This is a genomic window from Actinomadura parmotrematis, from assembly GCF_019458805.1.
Classification (GTDB): domain Bacteria; phylum Actinomycetota; class Actinomycetes; order Streptosporangiales; family Streptosporangiaceae; genus Spirillospora; species Spirillospora parmotrematis.
On sequence record NZ_JAIBOA010000003.1, the window covers coordinates 331,929 to 347,056 of the forward strand.

15 protein-coding genes and 1 riboswitch are annotated in these 15,128 nt (G+C 73.2%); of the genes, 3 read left to right on the forward strand and 12 right to left on the reverse strand.

Annotated features, from left to right (window positions below; translation table 11 throughout):
- Positions 1–53: 53 nt before the first annotated feature.
- Entirely contained in the window at positions 54–383 is a 330-nt protein-coding gene (locus tag K1Y72_RS06660) for a WhiB family transcriptional regulator (protein ID WP_220164243.1), read from the forward strand.
- Here K1Y72_RS06660 and K1Y72_RS06665 read toward each other — a convergent pair whose 3' ends face one another.
- Positions 384–1,343 carry an NADPH:quinone oxidoreductase family protein gene (locus tag K1Y72_RS06665; protein WP_220164245.1) on the reverse strand — a complete coding sequence of 320 codons (960 nt, stop codon included), beginning with the start codon at positions 1,341–1,343 and terminating at the stop codon, positions 384–386.
- Positions 1,344–1,450: 107 nt separating this feature from the next.
- Here K1Y72_RS06665 and K1Y72_RS06670 point away from each other — a divergent pair, with 107 nt between their 5' ends.
- Positions 1,451–2,080, forward strand: coding sequence for a rhomboid family intramembrane serine protease (locus K1Y72_RS06670; protein ID WP_220164247.1), 630 nt, complete (start codon positions 1,451–1,453; stop codon positions 2,078–2,080).
- Here K1Y72_RS06670 and K1Y72_RS06675 read toward each other — a convergent pair.
- The 5 genes from K1Y72_RS06675 to K1Y72_RS06695 all read right to left on the reverse strand — a co-directional run bounded on the left by K1Y72_RS06675 (position 2,077) and on the right by K1Y72_RS06695 (position 7,130).
- On the reverse strand, positions 2,077–2,850 hold the full coding sequence (locus K1Y72_RS06675; protein WP_220164249.1) for an SDR family oxidoreductase: 774 nt from the start codon (positions 2,848–2,850) through the stop codon (positions 2,077–2,079). The genes K1Y72_RS06670 and K1Y72_RS06675 overlap by 4 nt on opposite strands.
- A gap of 61 nt (positions 2,851–2,911) precedes the next feature.
- Positions 2,912–4,369 (reverse strand): translocation/assembly module TamB domain-containing protein, encoded by a 1,458-nt coding sequence (locus K1Y72_RS06680; protein WP_308286934.1) that lies wholly within the window; start codon positions 4,367–4,369, stop codon positions 2,912–2,914.
- Positions 4,370–4,438: 69 nt separating this feature from the next.
- On the reverse strand, positions 4,439–5,224 hold the full coding sequence (locus K1Y72_RS06685) for a sporulation protein (RefSeq protein WP_220164251.1): 786 nt from the start codon (positions 5,222–5,224) through the stop codon (positions 4,439–4,441).
- Between the two features lie 126 nt (positions 5,225–5,350).
- Positions 5,351–5,671, reverse strand: a complete 321-nt coding sequence (locus tag K1Y72_RS06690; protein WP_220164253.1) for a DMT family transporter — start codon at positions 5,669–5,671, stop codon at positions 5,351–5,353.
- A 33-nt stretch (positions 5,672–5,704) separates the two neighbouring features.
- Positions 5,705–5,772: riboswitch (guanidine-III (ykkC-III) riboswitch) on the reverse strand.
- Positions 5,773–5,810: 38 nt separating this feature from the next.
- On the reverse strand, positions 5,811–7,130 hold the full coding sequence (locus K1Y72_RS06695; protein WP_220164255.1) for a UDP-glucose dehydrogenase family protein: 1,320 nt from the start codon (positions 7,128–7,130) through the stop codon (positions 5,811–5,813).
- 477 nt (positions 7,131–7,607) lie between these two features.
- Here K1Y72_RS06695 and K1Y72_RS06700 point away from each other — a divergent pair, with 477 nt between their 5' ends.
- Positions 7,608–9,443, forward strand: a complete 1,836-nt coding sequence (locus tag K1Y72_RS06700; RefSeq protein WP_220164258.1) for an acyl-CoA dehydrogenase — start codon at positions 7,608–7,610, stop codon at positions 9,441–9,443.
- Positions 9,444–9,550: 107 nt separating this feature from the next.
- Here the strand turns inward: K1Y72_RS06700 and K1Y72_RS37010 are convergent, their stop codons facing one another.
- The 6 genes from K1Y72_RS37010 to K1Y72_RS06730 all read right to left on the reverse strand — a co-directional run bounded on the left by K1Y72_RS37010 (position 9,551) and on the right by K1Y72_RS06730 (position 14,983).
- Positions 9,551–9,961 (reverse strand): PaaI family thioesterase, encoded by a 411-nt coding sequence (locus K1Y72_RS37010; RefSeq protein ID WP_220164260.1) that lies wholly within the window; start codon positions 9,959–9,961, stop codon positions 9,551–9,553.
- Positions 9,958–11,091, reverse strand: a complete 1,134-nt coding sequence (locus K1Y72_RS06710; protein WP_220164262.1) for an MFS transporter — start codon at positions 11,089–11,091, stop codon at positions 9,958–9,960. The genes K1Y72_RS37010 and K1Y72_RS06710 overlap by 4 nt, the downstream gene beginning before the upstream one ends.
- 89 nt (positions 11,092–11,180) lie before the next feature.
- Positions 11,181–12,497, reverse strand: coding sequence for a dihydrolipoamide acetyltransferase family protein (locus K1Y72_RS06715; RefSeq protein WP_220164264.1), 1,317 nt, complete (start codon positions 12,495–12,497; stop codon positions 11,181–11,183).
- Between the two features lie 6 nt (positions 12,498–12,503).
- Positions 12,504–13,481, reverse strand: coding sequence for an alpha-ketoacid dehydrogenase subunit beta (locus tag K1Y72_RS06720; RefSeq protein WP_220164266.1), 978 nt, complete (start codon positions 13,479–13,481; stop codon positions 12,504–12,506).
- Positions 13,474–14,601, reverse strand: coding sequence for a pyruvate dehydrogenase (acetyl-transferring) E1 component subunit alpha (pdhA, locus tag K1Y72_RS06725; protein WP_220164268.1), 1,128 nt, complete (start codon positions 14,599–14,601; stop codon positions 13,474–13,476). Before pdhA ends, K1Y72_RS06720 begins: the two co-directional genes overlap by 8 nt.
- Positions 14,602–14,791: 190 nt before the next feature.
- Entirely contained in the window at positions 14,792–14,983 is a 192-nt protein-coding gene (locus K1Y72_RS06730; RefSeq protein WP_220164271.1) for a hypothetical protein, read from the reverse strand.
- Positions 14,984–15,128 lie beyond the last annotated feature (145 nt).

The following is a 15,128-nucleotide window of genomic DNA, read 5'->3' on the forward strand; positions in this document are numbered from 1 at the left end:
GGACCGATGCCCCACCCCCGAACTGCCGGCGCGGACCGTCGCAGGGAGATGTCATGCCGAACCCACACGCCAACGAGGAACACTGGAGCGACCACGCGATCTGCCGTGGCGCCGATCCGGACCTGTTCTTCCCCATCGGGTACGCCGCGCCGATCCTGCGCGAGCAGGAGGAGCGCGCCAAGGCCGTCTGCGGGCACTGCCCCGTCGTCGGCGCCTGCCTCAGCTGGGCGCTGCGGGTCGGGGAGCCGGACGGCATCTGGGGCGGGACGACGCCCGAGGAGCGCCGCCTGCTCCGCCGCGCCGCCGACGCGCCCGTCAGGCACCGGCTGCCGGCGATCTCCGTGCGCGGGGACGTCGAGGAGGACGCCCGGCACGCCGCCTGATCAGGGGACGAGCGCGACCTTGCCCGCCGTGCGGCGCCCCAGCAGGTCGTCCATCGCCCGCCCGGCCGACTCCAGCGGGACGGCGGTGGGCGCGACCGGCGCGAGGGCGCCGTCCGCGACGAGGCCGAGCAGCTCCTCCAGCAGGGCGAGCTGGCCGGCGCCGTCCGACAGCGCCCAGGCCCCCCAGTCCACCCCGACGACGCTGCGGTTGCGCAGCAGCACCTGGTTCAGCGGCAGGGACGGGATCGTCCCCGACGCGAACCCGATCACCACGTAGCGGCCGAACTCGCGGAGGGCGCGCAGCCCCGGTTCGGCGAGGGCCCCGCCCACGGGGTCGTACACGACGTCCACGCCGCCGCCCGACCACTCGCGGGCGGCGGTCTTGACGTCCCCGGCCGGGTCGAGCACCGCGTCCGCGCCCGCCGCGAGCGCGAGCGCCCGCTTCTCCTCCGACGACGCCGCCGCCAGCACCCGCGCGCCGAGCGCCTTGGCGACCTGGACGGCGGCGAGGCCCGTCCCGCCGCCCGCGCCGAGCACGAGGACGCGCTCGCCCGCCGCCAGGCGCGCCCGCGTGCGCAGCGCGAACAGGGCGGTGCAGTAGCTCTGGGTGAACGTCGCCGCCCGGACGGCGTCCAGCTTCTCCGGCAGCGGGACCGCGGCGGATGCCGGGACGGCGACCCGCTCGGCGAAGCCGCCGAGCCCGCACATGGCGAGCACCCGCGTCCCGACCGCGGGCGACGTCACGTCCGGTCCGGCGGCGACGACGGTCCCCGCCACCTCGCCGCCCGGGACGAACGGCAGCGGCGGCTTGATCTGGTACCGCCCGCGGACGAACAGCCCGTCGACGTAGTTGACGCCCGCCGCCTCGACGCCGATGACGACCTGGCCCGGTCCCGCCTCGGGCTCGGGGACGTCCGCGACCGCGACCGTCCCGAGCTCCGCACACCGCACAGCACGCATCGCCCCACTATGGCCGAATCCCGTTCGGGTCCGCTACGGGGACAAAAGCCGGATCGGGATCGTTCTTCCCGGTGACGGCAGGTCCCTCCCGATCTACGGTGGCGCGTATGAGCTACAGTCCGGTCCCCGAGAGCAGGCGGCGCGACGGCCTCGCCGTGCACGGCGCCCGCGCGCTCACCGCGGCCGCCGTCGTGCTCGGCATCACCGCCGTCATGTGGGTCCTGGAGCTGGTCGACGTCGTGCTCGGCGGCACCCTCGACCGGCTGGGCGTCCAGGCGCACGACGTGAACGACCTGCCCGACATCTTCACCGCGCCGTTCATGCACGGCTCGCTCGGCCACCTGGCGGGCAACACGCTGCCGTTCGTCGTGCTCGGCTTCCTCGCCGCGGTGCGCGGCATCGGCCGCTTCCTGGCGATGATGCTGGTCGTCACCGTGGTCGGCGGCCTCGGCGTCTGGTTCACCGGCAGCGGCAACACCCTCGGGTCGAGCATCCTGGTCTTCGGGTTCTTCGGCTACCTGCTCGGCCGCGGGGTGTTCGAGCGGCGGCTCGCCGACATCGCCATCGCGGTCGGCGTCGTCGCCGTCTACGGGACGCTGATCTTCGGGATCCTGCCGCAGGACCCGAACATCTCCTGGCAGGGCCACCTGTTCGGGCTGATCGGCGGCGTCCTGTCGGCGTGGGTCCTGCGGCGCCGGCGCGAGCGCGAGCCGGCCGCGCCCGCCCCCGTCCTCTAGCTCGGCCGGACGGAGACGTCGGCGACGACCGCGTCGCGCGGCGTCTCCAGCGCCCCTACCAGCACCCGCGCGACGGTCGCCGGGTCGGCGAAGTCGGCCGGGTCGTAGGACGCGCCCTCCTGCGCGCGCACACGGCGCTGCATCTCGGTCGCGGTGCGGCCGGGGTAGACGGTCGTGACGCGCACGGACGGCTCCTCGGCGCGCAGCGAGTCGGCGAGCGCCCGCAGCCCGAACTTGCTCGCCGCGTACGCCGCCCAGTCGGGGTTGGCGCGGAGGCCCGCCGTCGAGTTGACGAACACCACGTGGCCCTCGGCGGCGCGCAGCGCGGGCAGCAGCAGGCGGGTCAGCTCGGCCGCCGACACCAGGTTCACCGACAGGTGCGCGATCCACTCGTCGGCCTCGGTCTCGGCGACCCGGCCGAGATGGACGACGCCGGCGGCGTGCACCACGCCGTCCAGCCGGTCCGGCAGGCCCGCCTCGGCGAGCATCGCCTCCAGCCGGCGCGGCTCGTTCAGGTCGAGCACGATGCCGCGGACGGGCCGCCGCGGCGGCGCGGCCGACGAGGGCGCCGCCGCCGGCGCCGCGCCGTTCTGCACCTGCTGGAACATCTGCGTGCGCGCGTGCGCCCCCGTCCGCAGGCTCTCCTGGACGTCCACCAGCCGGTCCGCGGAGCGGCCGGTGAGGATCAGGTCGTGGCCGCGGTCGCGGAGCAGCTCGGCGACGGCCCGGCCGATGCCGCCGGTCGCCCCGGTGATGAGATACGTGCCCATGGCGCCCCATTCTTCCCGATCGGCGGATCCCCCGATGCGTTAGATCGCGGTCGCGGCCCGGTCAGTTCGGCCGGAGCACCCGCGCCGTTCCGGCGATGAGCGCGGTGGCGAGGACCCAGCCCGTCGCGACGAGCGCGTAGGCGAGCCAGCGCGACCAGCCGGCCGGGTCGAACGCCTCCTGCTGCCCGAAGGTGTCGATCGGGATGAGCAGGTCGAGGGTGTAGACGAGGGCGTGGAAGTGCGGCCGCTCGTCGGGCTCCTTGATGACGTGCGGGTGGTGGGCGGAGAACACCGCCGTGCCGACGGCGAGCAGCACCCCGAACCAGGCGAACGCGAGCCAGGGCCGGTAGCCGTAGCCGACGGTCCAGTCCAGCAGGTGGTTCCAGGCGCGCGCGACCGGGTTCAGGCGGCGCCGCCGGGTCCGCAGCTTGGCGAGCTGGATCTTGCGGGCGAGGTCGTCGTGGCCGATGCCGTGGTACCAGGACGCGAGCTGCTCGTAGGGCTGGAGGTGGAACTGCTGGTCGCGCTCGACCCAGTGCCGCCGGTCGCGGAACTCCGCGCCCTCCAGCGTCTCGTAGGTGAGGCCGTTCAGGTACAGCTCGTCCGGCCACATCTGCGGCAGGTCGCGGATGAGCGCGATCCGCGAGTACGACAGCGACACCCGCCCCTTGATCTTCTCGCTGGGGATGAGGAGCAGCTCGTCGCAGGTCATGTGGCTGGCGTGCAGCGCCATCCGCCGCGGGTCGGCCGAGTCCAGGACGGCGCGCGAGAACGACAGCACGCCGTCGAAGCGGGCGCTGCGCAGCCGGACGGTGCCGATCGCGGTGAACCCGGCGCTCAGCTCGGCGCTGTCCTGCACCACCATGTTCTGGGCCTCCAGCGCGATCCGGCCGGGGTTGGCCAGCGTCGCGCCCTCCATGAACAGGCCGCCGTTCATCCGCGCGCCGGTGAACCGCACCCCGCCGGTGATCCGCGCCTTGCGGGCGAAGCAGCCGCCGTCCACGACCATGCCGCCGGTGAACACCGCCCAGTTCGCCGGGTCGTTCTCGGTGACGGTGGCGTTGTTCAGCCGCAGCCCGCCGGTGAGGTGGGCGCGCGGCATCCGCACCGACCCGTCGACGATCGACCCCGACAGGCTGAGGTAGCCGTCGACGTGCAGGCCGCCGCCGTCGAAGCCGGGCATCCAGCAGTCGTTCAGCCGGAGCTGCCGGGTGCGGGCGTTGGCGAACACCGGCCGCTCGGCGAGCCGGCACCGGTCGAGCTGCAGCTCGGGCTCGACGCGCCCGCCGGACACGTCGAGCGCCCCCGTCACGTAGGCGCCGCGCAGCCGGACCGCCGGGACGCACCCCGGCTCGGTCTCGCGCGCCCCGAGCAGCAGCCGCGCGATGATCTCGGCGCGCACGGTGCGCTCGGGTTCGGGCCCGAGCGGCACGCCCTCGTCCAGCTCGACCCACGCGCCGGTGGGGAAGGCGTGCCAGAGGCGCCGCTCGATCTCGCTCATCACGGGGGGTTCGGCCACGGTCCATTCCTAGGGGTCCGGGCGAACACGATCAAGTCGGGCGGCCGGGCCGGCGGTCCGGCGGGCGGTCTAGAAGAAGCCGCGGCGGCGGCCCGCCTGCTGCAGGAACCCGTCGAGCTGGTGCTCCCAGTCGGTGTGGTCGACCGAGCCGTAGTCGACGGTGAAGCGGCTGAACGCGTCGTGGCCCTCGGTGAACAGGCCGCCGCGCTTGTCCAGCTCCAGCACGACCTCCATCGAGTGCGGGCCGGCGACGAACGTCACCTCCAGCTGGTTGATGCCGCGCGCGTAGTGGGACGGCGGGTGGAACTCGATCTCCTGGTAGAACGGCAGCTCCTGGTGGACGCCCCAGATGCGGCCCTTCTCGCAGTCGGCGTTGCGGAAGTGGAAGCCGAGGTTGGAGAACGCGGCGAGGATGCGCTCCTGCGCGGGCAGCGGGTGCACCGCGATCGGGTCGAGGTCGGTGGCGTCGATCGCGCGCGCCACCTCCAGCTCGGTCGCGACGCCGACGGTGGTGCCGTGCAGCGGGTGCCCGTACATGTGGGTGAGCGGCGCCTCCCACGGGATGTGCAGCTGGAACGGGATGGCGTGGCGGGCGCCCTCGTGGAGCTGGAAGCGGCCCGCGACCGGCACCTTCGCGTACACCATGTCCGACTTGTACTCCTCGTCGCCGGACTCGATCTCCACCCGCGTCTTCAGCGCCAGGTTCACGCCGAGGATCTCCGACTCGTGCGAGCCGCCCCGCACGGTGATCTCGCCGGTGACGACGCCGCCCGGCGTCGCGTTGGGGTTGTGCAGGATCGTCTCGACCTCGGGGCCGCCGACGCCGACCGCCTGCATGAGCTTCCTGAAGACCACGTTCGCTCCCTGTCTCTGGACGGGTGCGCGCGCACCCCTGTCCCGTAGACGTCGATTGTGGGCCTGGTGTTCCGCTTGACCTGCCGGGTCACCGACTTGACCCCGCGCGGTGGCCGCGGGCGGCCGTCAGTGGCCGCCCGCGAGGTTCAGCCCGACGACGCCCGCGAGGATCAGCAGCAGCGCCCCGATCTTCAGCGGGGACACGCCGTCGTGCAGGGCGACCATGCCGAGGACGGCGGTCCCGACGGCGCCGATGCCGACCCACACGGCGTAGGCGACGCCGACGTCCAGGGTCTTCAGGGCGAGGCTCAGCAGGCCGAAGCCGGCCACCGCGAAGACGGCGAACGCGACGGTGGGCAGCGGCTTGGAGAAGCCCTCGCTGAGCTTCAGCGACGTGGCCATCGCGACCTCGAAGAGGCCCGCGACGATGACGAGGAACCAGGCCATGGTGTGCTCCCGGAAGGATCGGCGACGGATCGCATCGCGTCGTCTTCGCCCACCGGGTACGGCGCACCTCGTCCGGGACGGCGCGGGAACCGGCCGTCACCTCCTCCAACGGCGCCGCGCCGCCGGATGTTCCCGCCGGTCAGGAGCGGCCGAGCGCCCGGTACTCCCAGCCCGCGGCGCGCCAGTGGGCGGCGTCCAGGACGTGCCGGCCGTCCACGATCCGCCGGTGCGCGACGACGCCGGCGAGCGCGTCGGGGTCGATCTCGCGGAACTCGGCCCACTCGGTGAGCAGGACGACCACGTCGGCGTCGCGGGCCACGTCCAGGGCGCTGTCGCCGTAGCGGAGCTCGGGGAAGGCGCGCTTGGCGTTCTCCAGCGCCGCCGGGTCGTAGATCCGCACGTGCGCGCCGAGGCCGTGCATGGTGCGCGCCACGTCGAGCGCGGGCGCGTCGCGGATGTCGTCGGAGTTCGGCTTGAACGCCGCGCCCCAGGCGGCGACGCGGACGCCCGACAGGTCGCCGCCGAGCATCCCGCGCACCAGGTCGACGGTGCGGGCGCGGCGGCGGCGGTTGATCGCGTCCACCTCGCGCAGGAACGACACCGCCTGGCCCACGCCGATCTCCTCGGCGCGGTGCGCGAACGCGCGGATGTCCTTGGGCAGGCAGCCGCCGCCGAACCCGAGGCCGGGCTTGAGGAAGCGGCCGCCGATCCGGTCGTCCAGGGCGAGGGAGTCGGCGAGGTCCTTGACGTCGGCGCCGACGGCCTCGCAGACCTCGGCCATCGCGTTGATGTAGGAGATCTTGGTGGCGAGGAAGCTGTTCGCGGCGACCTTGACGAGCTCGGCGGTGGCGAGGTCGGTGCGGACGACCGGCGTCCCCTGCTCCAGGATCGGCGCGAACGCGGCGCGCAGCCGCTCGTCCGCCCAGTCCGAGGCGACGCCGAAGACGAGCCGGTCGGGGTAGAGCGTGTCGTTGACGGCGAAGCCCTCGCGCAGGAACTCGGGGTTCCAGGCCAGCTCCACGTCCGTCCCGGCGGGCGCGAGGTCCTGGACGAGGGCGGTGAGGCGCGCGGCCGTCCCGACCGGCACAGTCGACTTGCCGACGACCAGGCAGCGCCGGTCCAGGTGCGGGGCGAGGGCGGTGACGGCGGCGTCGACGTAGGTCAGGTCGCAGGCGTCCGAACCGGGCATCTGCGGGGTGCCGACGCAGACGAAGTGCACGTCGGCGGGCGCGGCCTCGGCGATATCGGTGGTGAAACGCAGCCGCCCGGATTCCAGCGCTTTGGCGAGCTGCTCGGGCAGCCCCGGCTCGAAGAACGGCACCTCGCCGGCGGCCAGTTTCTCGATTTTCGCCGGGTCCACGTCCACGGCCACGACCTCGTAGCCGAGCACGGCCATGCAGATGGCGTGGGTGGCGCCCAGATAACCGGTGCCGATGACGCTGAGTCGCGGAGCGCTCATATTCTGTTGTCCTTTTCTCGAAGCCGGCGATTCGTGCGGGGGGCCGCCCGCTGCGGCCGGACGCGCCGGTCCGGCGGCCCGGACGCCGGGCGGGACGGCGCACCGTGAGGCCGCTGGATTTATCGCATCCGGCCATGAATGCAACAGAAATCTCTGTGCTATCGGTCGGAGGGCGCACGCGTCAAGGGAACGCGGGTCGCGAAACGGTGAAGTTCGTGATCCGGCCGATCACTTCGCCGCCGGGTAGTTAAGTGGACTAACGGCCGTTTCCGGTATCACCCGGCGAGCCGGTCCGGCGACCTGCTGTGATGTGGGCCACCTTTTCCGCCGTGGTCCGCGCGGGCGTTCCCGGTGTTCCGGCGAATCGGAGGGCTCGTCGGGTTGTCATGGGTTACCAGCGGGTAGCATGATGTTGAGTTACTGACCAGTACGTAATCGCGGGGCCCATGAGCCGCCGCCGGATCAACGGAGTGTTCCATGGGGCACTACAAGAGCAACCTCCGGGACCTGGAGTTCAACCTCTTCGAGGTGTTCGACCGCCAGGCCCTCCTCGGCAGCGGCCCGTACGCGGAGCTGGACGAGGAGACCGTCCGCAGCATCCTGGACGAGGTCAACCGCCTCGCCGAGGGCGCGATCGCCGACTCCTTCGAGGACGCCGACCGCAACCCGCCGAAGTTCGACCCCGCCGCCGGCACCGTCACGATGCCGGAGAGCTTCAAGAAGTCGTTCAAGGCGTGGATGGACGCCGAGTGGTACCGCGTCGACCTCGCCCCCGAGTTCGGCGGCACCGGCGCGCCCCGCTCCCTCACCTGGGCGCTCGCCGAGCAGGTGCTCGGCGCCAACCCGGCCATCTACATGTTCTCCTCCGGCCCCGGCTTCGCCCAGATCCTGTGGCAGATCGGCACCCCCGAGCAGAAGCGGTTCGCCGAGCTGGCCCTGGAGCGCCAGTGGGGCGCCACGATGGTGCTGACCGAGCCCGACGCCGGCTCCGACGTCGGCGCGGGCCGCGCCAAGGCCGTCCAGCAGGCCGACGGCACCTGGCACATCGAGGGCGTGAAGCGCTTCATCACCTCGGCCGAGCACGACATGGCCGAGAACATCTTCCACCTGGTGCTGGCCCGCCCCGAGGGCGCCGGCCCCGGCACCAAGGGCCTGTCGATGTTCCTCGTGCCGAAGTTCCTGGTCGACACCGAGACCGGCGAGCTCGGCGAGCGCAACGGCGCCTACGTCACCAACGTCGAGAAGAAGATGGGCCTCAAGGTCTCCACGACCTGCGAGCTCACCTTCGGCGAGAAGCACCCGGCCGTCGGCTACCTCGTGGGCGACGTGCACGAGGGCATCAAGCAGATGTTCATGGTCATCGAGTACGCCCGCATGATGGTCGGCACCAAGGCCATCGCGACGCTGTCGACCGGCTACCTGAACGCGCTGGAGTACGCCAAGGAGCGCGTGCAGGGCGCCGACCTCGCGCAGATGACCGACAAGTCCGCGCCGCGCGTCACCATCACCCACCACCCGGACGTGCGCCGCAGCCTGCTCACGCAGAAGGCCTACGCCGAGGGCATGCGCGCCCTGGTGCTGCTCACCGCCTCCTACCAGGACGCGGTGCAGATCGCCGAGCACGAGGGCCGCAAGGACGTCCTCGCCGAGAAGCTCAACGACCTGCTGCTGCCGATCGTCAAGGGCTTCGGCTCCGAGCGCGCCTACGCGCTGCTCGGCGCGGAGTCGCTGCAGACCCTCGGCGGGTCGGGCTTCCTGCAGGACTACCCGATCGAGCAGTACATCCGCGACTCCAAGATCGACACCCTGTACGAGGGCACCACCGCCATCCAGGGCCAGGACCTGTTCTTCCGCAAGATCCTGCGGGACAACGGCGAGGCGCTGAAGGTGCTGGCCGGCGAGATCAAGGCGTTCGCCGAGAGCGAGGCCGGCAACGGCCGCCTCAAGAACGAGCGGGCGCTCCTCGGCCAGGCCCTCGACGACGTGCAGGGCATCCTCAACCCGATGATCGGGTGGGCGCTCGGCTCGATGGAGGACGCCAAGGAGATCTACAAGGTCGGCCTGAACACCAGCCGCTTCCTGCTCGCCCTCGGCGACCTGATCGTCGGCTGGCTGCTGCTCCGCCAGGCCGAGGTCGCCCTCGGCAAGCTGGGCGGCGGCGACGTCTCGGGCGCCGACCAGTCCTTCTACACCGGCAAGGTCGCGGCCGCGCAGTTCTTCGCGCAGACCGTCCTGCCGAAGATCGCCGCCGAGCGCGCCATCACCGAGGCCACCACCCTCGACGTGATGGAGCTGCCGGAGGAGGCGTTCTGAGCACTCCCCTGAAACCGCCTCCCGCGGTTCGGTAGGAGGGCGGCCCCCGCCGCGCACGCGCGGCGGGGGCCGTCGCACGTCCGGGGGCGCTCCGCCGGCGGGCAGGCTCAGGCGACCGGCAGGAACAGGCCGCTGACGGTCGCGACGACGCGGCCGTTCGCGAACGTCGCGCCGCCCGCGCGCAGCCGCCGCCCCGTCTTGGTGGGGGACACGACGATCTCCACCCAGTCGCCCTCGCGGGCCGAGCCGACCAGGTCGCAGGCCAGGTTGACGGTGACGAGCGGCACCGGCGGGTCGGTGAGGGTGGCGAGCACCCGGCCGATCACCACGTCGCCGAGCGTGGCGATGACGCCGCCGTGCAGCAGGCCGCGCCGGTTCAGCTTCGGGCCGGTGACGGCGAAGCCGAAGCGCAGCGGGTCGTCGCGGTGCCGCAGGAAGCCGCCGAGGGCGTCCAGGACGGGGCTGCCGCGCTCGGCGGGGACGAAGCCGCCGGGGACGGCGGGGGAGAGGTCGGTCACGAGGACCGATCATCCAGCGTCGCGATCAGGAGCGCCAGCGCCAGGCAGCAGGCGGTGCCGGCGGCGAGCGCGACCGGCACCGCCTGGTACCCCCAGCGGCCGACCGCGCCGCCGACGACGCTCGTCAGCAGGCCGCCCGCCAGCGCGACCGCGACGACCGGCGCGGTGCCGCCCGGCGCCTTGCGGGCCAGCCAGACGAGCCCGGTCGGGAACAGCGGCCCGACGCCGAGGCCGATGACGACGTACCCGAGCGGCGCGGCGTCCCCGGCGAAGGCCAGCAGCGACCCGCAGCCCATCAGCGCGAGCCCGCCGAACACGATCTGCGGGACGGTGAGGTGGCGGGCGAGCGGGCCGAGCGCGAACCGCGACGCCGTCATGGCGAGCCAGAACCCCGACGACAGCATCGCCGCCGTCCCCGGATCGCGGCCGAGGCCGGTGAGGTGCGTCGTCTCCCAGCCGCCCGCGCTGGACTCGACGCCGACGTGCAGGATGAAGAACGCCATGAACAGCGCGAGCGGCCACCACAGCAGGACGCGCGCGCCGCGTCCCCGGGCCGGGCGGCCGGCCGCCCCCGCCATCAGGGGGATCGCGGCGAGCGCCAGCAGCGCCCACACCGCGAACGCCCACCCGTACAGCCGGACCGGGAGGGCGCCGATGACGAGCGGGGCGACGACGGCGCCGACGCCGAAGGTCCCGTGGAGCAGGTTGAGCATGCCGGTCGCGGTCGTCCCGTAGTGCTCGATGAACACCTCGTTGCCGCCGACGTTCAGCAGGCCGAAGCCGAGGCCGCCGACGAAGGCGCCGGCGAGGGCGGGCGGCCAGGCGGGCGCGACCGCGAACCCGGCGGCGCCGGCGGCGAGGACGCCGAGCGAGGCCACCAGGAACGGCCGGTTGCCGAGGCGGCGGCGGAGCGGCGGGGCGAGCACGTCGCCGATGAGCGCGCCGACGAAGTGCACCGTGAGCGCCAGCCCGGCCGTCGCGGGGGAGAGCCCGAACCGGGCGGCGAGCGCGGGCACCGCCGGGCCGTAGGCGGCCTGGACGGCGCCGAGCGTGACGAAGGCCAGGCAGATGCCGAGGGCCGCGGTCCGGGTCAGCGAGGTCCCCGGTGTCCGCACATCTGTGATGTTCATTCGAACGATTATCGTGTGCGATACCCCCGGTTGAAAAGGGGCAAAAAGGATGGAGGGCGCCCCGGCGTGGGGCGCCCTCCGCTCGCGGGTCAGTTCCAGGCGAGCATCCTGATCGGATCCTCCAGCATCGCGCCGACGTCGCGCAGCACGGCCGAGCCCTCCGCGCCGTCCATGACGCGGTGGTCGAACGACAGCGCGAGCGTGGTCACCCTGCGGACCGCAAGCTCCCCTTCGTGCACCCACGGCATGTCCCTGACCTGGCCGAACGCCAGGATCGCGGCCTCGCCGGGGGTGAGGATCGGGGTGCCGGCGTCCACCCCGAACACGCCCACGTTCGTGATCGTGATCGTGCCGCCGGTGAGGTCGGCCGGCGACGCCCGCCCCGACCGCGCCGTCTCCGCCAGCCGGTGCAGCGCGGCGGCGAGCTCGGGCAGGGACAGCGCGTGCGCGTCCTTGACGTTCGGCACGACGAGCCCGCGCTCGGTCGCGGCGGCGATCCCGAGGTTCACCCGGTGCCGGACGACGATCGCGTCGCCGTCCCACGCCGCGTTCGCCGCCGGCGTCCGCGCCACCGCCGTCAGCAGCGCCTTCGCGACGAGCAGCAGGGGGGAGACCTTGACCTCCGCGAACTCCGGCAGCTCGCGGAGGCGCCGCACGGTCTCCATCGTGCGCGTCACGTCCACCTGGAGGAACTCGGTGACGTGCGGGGCGGTGAAGGCGGACGCGACCATCGCGGCCGCCGTCGCCTTCCGGACGCCCTTCACCGGGATCCGCTCCTCGTCCGCCTGCGCTGCGGGCGCCTGCGCCGGCGTTGCCGCCGGGCGCTGGGCGGCGCGGACGTCGTCGCGGGTGATGGAGCCCTCCGGCCCCGTCCCGGTGATCGCCGACAGGTCGACGCCGAGGTCCTTCGCCATCTTGCGGACGGGCGGCTTGGCGAGCGGCCGCCCCCCGTCCGCGGGCTGCGGACGGGGCGGCGGCGCCGCCTTGCGCGCGCGCCGCTTCGTCGCGCCCGGCTTCACGCCGTAACCGACGAGGACGGGCTGCCGCTTCGGCTCCTCGGGGGCCGTCATCCCGGGCTCCTCGGGCACCGGGACGAGGTCCTCCTTCAGCGCCTCGGCGTTCTCCGCCGCCGTGCCGCCCGGCTCGCCGCCCGCCTCGCCGCCGCCGACGTCCACCGCGATGATGGGGACGCCGACGTCGACGGTCGCGCCCTCCTCCACCAGCAGCTCGGCGACCGTCCCCTCGAACGGGCAGGGCAGCTCCACGACCGCCTTCGCCGTCTCGATCTCCACGATCGTCTGGTTGATCTCGACGGCGTCGCCCGCCGCCACGTGCCACTTGACGATCTCGGCCTCGGTGAGGCCCTCGCCCACGTCGGGCAGCTTGAACCGCTTCAGCTCGCTCATTCCGGCCTACCAGGCGAAGGTGCGGTCGACGGCGTCCAGGACGCGGTCGAGATCGGGCAGGTAGTGGTCCTCCAGCCGGGACGGCGGGTAGGGCGTCGCGAACCCGCCGACGCGCAGCACCGGCGCCTCCAGCCGGTAGAAGCACCGCTCGGTGATCCGCGCGGCCAGCTCGGCGCCGAACCCGGTGAACACCGGGGCCTCGTGCACGACGACGCAGCGGCCCGTCCGCTCCACCGACGCGGTGACCGCGCCGATGTCGAGCGGGTTCAGCGACCGCAGGTCGATCACCTCGATCGACCGGTCGTCGGCCTCGGCCGCCTCCAGGCACGTCTTCACGGCCGGCCCGTAGGCGAGCAGCGTCACGTCCTCGCCCGCGCGGACGACGCGCGCCTCGTGCAGCGGCGGGAACGCCTCCCGGGGCGCCTCGACGTCCACCGGCGCCTTGTCCCAGTACCGGCGCTTCGGCTCGAAGAAGATCACCGGGTCGGGCGAGGCGACCGCCTGCTGGATCATCGTGTAGGCGTCCGCCGGGTTGGAGCAGGCCACCACCCGCAGCCCGGCGGTGTGGGTGAAGTACGCCTCCGGCGACTCGCTGTGGTGCTCGACCGCGCCGATGCCGCCGCCGCACGGGATGCGGATCACCACCGGCAGCGTCACCGCCCCGAGCGAGCGCAGGTGCATCTTGGCGAGCTGGGTGATGATCTGGTCGGCGGCCGGGAACACGAACCCGTCGAACTGGATCTCCACGACGGGGCGGTAGCCGCGCAGCGCGAGCCCGATCGCGGTCCCGACGATGCCGGACTCGGCGAGCGGGGTGTCGATCACCCGCTCCTCCCCGAAGTCCTTCTGCAGCCCGTCGGTCACCCGGAACACCCCGCCGAGCCGCCCGACGTCCTCGCCCATGACGAGCACCTTCGGGTCGTCCTCCATGGCCCGCCGGAGGCCCGCGTTCAGGCCCTTGGCCAGCGTCAGCGTCTCACTCACCGGTCGCCCCCTCGAACGAGGCCAGGTAGGCCGCGAACCGCTCCCGCTCCTCGCCGACCAGCGGGTGCGGATCGGCGTAGACGTGCTGGAACAGCGCCTCGGGACCGGGGTCGGGCAGCTCCAGGCACGCCTTCCGCAGGTCCGCGGCGACGCGCTTGGCCTCGTCCTCCACCTCGTCCAGGAACGCCGTGTCGGCGATCTCACCGCGGACCAGGTAGGCCTTCAGCCGCTCGATCGGGTCCTTCAGCTTCCAGGACTCCTCCTCGGCCTTCAGCCGGTACCGCGTCGGGTCGTCGGTCGTGGTGTGCGCGCCCATCCGGTAGGTGAACGCCTCGATCAGCGTCGGGCCCTGCCCGTCGCGCGCCTCGCGGAGGGCCTTCCGCGTCACCGCGAGGCAGGCGAGGACGTCGTTGCCGTCCACCCGCACGCCCGGGAACCCGTAGCCCTGCGCCCGCTTGTACAGCGGGATGCGGGTCTGCTTCTCCAGCGGCTCGGAGATCGCCCACTGGTTGTTCTGGCAGAAGAACACCACCGGCGCGTTGAACACGCTCGCGAACACGAACGCCTCGTTCACGTCGCCCTGCGACGTGGCGCCGTCCCCGAAGTAGGCGATCGCGGCGCCCGCCCGGTCGGTGCCGAGGACGCCGTCGCGCTGGATCCCCATCGCGTACCCGGCGGCGTGCAGCGTCTGGCTGCCGATCACGATGGTGTACAGGTGGAAGCCGTGCTCGGCCGGGTCCCAGCCGCCGTGGTCGACGCCCCGGAACAGCCCCAGCAGCTTGATCGGCTCGACGTCGCGGCACCAGGCCACGCCGTGCTCGCGGTAGGTCGGGAACACCATGTCGTGCGGGCCGAGCGCCCGCCCGGACCCGATCTGCGCGGCCTCCTGGCCGAGCAGCGAGGCCCACAGCCCGAGCTCGCCCTGGCGCGTCAGCGCCACGGCCTCCCGGTCGACGCGCCGGACGATCACCAGGTCGCGGTACAGGCCGCGCAGCTCGTCACCGGTGAGGTCCAGCGGATAGTCGGGATGGGCGACGCGCTCCCCCTCGGGGGTGAGCAGCTGCACGAGCTCGGGTTCGAGCCCGCTGCCGGTCGCGCCGCGCACGGAGTCGATCGTCATCGATGACACTCCTCGTTCGGGGCCGGGCCACGGGATCGCCGCGCGCACCGGCCGTCCTCGGCGCCCCGCGCCCCCCGGTAAAGGGACGAAGGCCACCAAAGCCCATCGTGGCAGACATCACACCTGCCGGCGCAACCCCCCGCCCCCACCCCCTACCCAAGATCCCTCCCCACCTCACCGCCCCGGCCGGTCACCCGTGCCGCCCGGGGCGCCGCCACAGCGTGTACAGGCCCACCGCCACGCCCGTCACGGAGGTGAAGGTCTGCGGGCCGGTGAGGAGGAAGACGCCCGCGCAGATCGCGAGCAGGGAGAGCAGCGCCGCCAGCTCGATCAGGCGCTCGCCGGTCGTTGGAGGACGGTTCCGGTCCGTTCGTTTCGCCATGGAAGCAGTCCAACGCCGCCAGCGGGGGAACGGGGTGCGGCCCGGAGGAACCCGGACGAACTCGTCGAACGCCGCAAGGCGGCGGCAGCGCACGAAGCCTCGTGAATGTTCGACGGATTTCGCTGGGTTTCGCGGCGGCCGCCGT